Annotated in this window: 1 protein-coding gene; it reads right to left on the bottom strand. The window is 65.8% G+C overall.

The window, feature by feature from the left end; translation table 11 throughout:
* Positions 1-15: 15 nt before the first annotated feature.
* On the bottom strand, positions 16-1,077 hold the full coding sequence (locus ON30_RS27925) for an IS110 family RNA-guided transposase (protein ID WP_245554252.1): 1,062 nt from the start codon (positions 1,075-1,077) through the stop codon (positions 16-18).
* Positions 1,078-1,426 lie beyond the last annotated feature (349 nt).

Raw genomic sequence — 1,426 nt, 5'->3', positions numbered from 1 at the left:
ACGCTCCTATAGATGTCAAGTGGTCATCGCCTGGTAGTCGGTGCGGAGGGCGCGGAACACTTCTCGCGCGAGATAGCGTTTGAGGCAGCGCAAGATCTCGGGGGTGGTCTTGCCGTCGTGTTTTCGGCGCGCGGCGTAGATTTTGGTGTTGTCGTGGTAGCGCAATCGGACGACGACCGCGGTGTGTAGTGCTTGGTTGGCTTGGCGGTCGCCACCGCGGTGGAGTCGGTGGCGGGTGGTCTTGCCCGAGGACGCCGGGATCGGGGCGACGCCGCAGAGGCGGGCGAAAGCGGCTTCGGTGGTGAGCCTTTCGGGGTTGTCGCCGATCGAGATGATCAGTGCCGCGGCGGTGTCGGGTCCGAGCGCGAAGACTCTCATCGTCGCGGGCGCGATGTGGGCGAGGAGATCGTTGAGCCGTTTCTTCAGTTCGGCGGCGTGAGCTTGGGAGTCCAGGACGCGCTGGGCGAGTGACTGTAGCGCGAGTTCGGTTGCCGCGATGGGGTCGGTGAGTCTGCCGGGACCGGGGTCGAAGCCGGCGCAGGTAGCCAACAGCCGTGCTCGCGAGAGCGAGCGTAGTCGTGAACGCAGTTCCTCGGGGCTGGTGGTGATCAGTGACCGCAGGGCGTTGAGCGCGGCGGTGACGGTTTTGACGGCGTTGTTGCGGGCGACGCGCAGTGCGCGGACGGCTTCGATGGCGCCGTCGCGGTTCTTCGGTGCGGTGGTCTGGGAGCCGTCCAGGAGCTGGCGGGCCGCGGCGTAGGCGTCGATGGTGTCGGTCTTGCCCTGGGATCGGCGCAGTCGGCGATTGGGGCGAGGGACCTCGGCGACGTCGTAGTCGTGTCGGCGCAGGTAACGGGCCAGGTCCGCTCCGTAGGAGCCAGTACCCTCGATTCCGACCCGGATCACAGTGCCACGCGATCGCAGCCATCGATCGAGATCGCGGTAACCGGCTGCGGTGGTGTCGAATTCGCGGTCGTCGAGTTTCTTGCCGTGTTCGTTGATCACCGCGACGTGGTGGGTATCGGCGTGGGTGTCGACCCCGACGAGGATCGGCTGGTTCAGTGCGGTGATGGTCAAGTCGGAGATCGTCCTTCGCTCGTAGCGTGCTGTCCGGTGTGGCGGGGGTTGGACAGGCCAGTCACGAGACGACGCGTTCGGCGCGGCATGCTCCTATCAGGTCACAACCCCCACGCTTACCGGGTGGGCTCAGTGGGGAGTGGGTTGCGCCACCGGCGTGAACGGATCGACGGGTCCTTCGAAAGACACGCGGCGCGGTCAGGAAACTTCCGGGTCAGATCCGTCCGATCGGTTGTCACCACAGAATCCTCCCGTCCGACCGGCGGTCAGGAAAATGGTGAGTCAGATCCGGCGTGGCCGGTGGCGCAGCCCGCATCGATCATGACTGGAAACTTCTAGACCCGGAACG

It is taken from the genome of Nocardia takedensis NBRC 100417 (genome assembly GCF_000308695.1).
GTDB classification, from domain to species: Bacteria; Actinomycetota; Actinomycetes; order Mycobacteriales; family Mycobacteriaceae; genus Nocardia; species Nocardia takedensis.
Note: the sequence above shows the minus strand (reverse complement) of the source record. Positions and strands in the feature narration are given on the sequence as shown.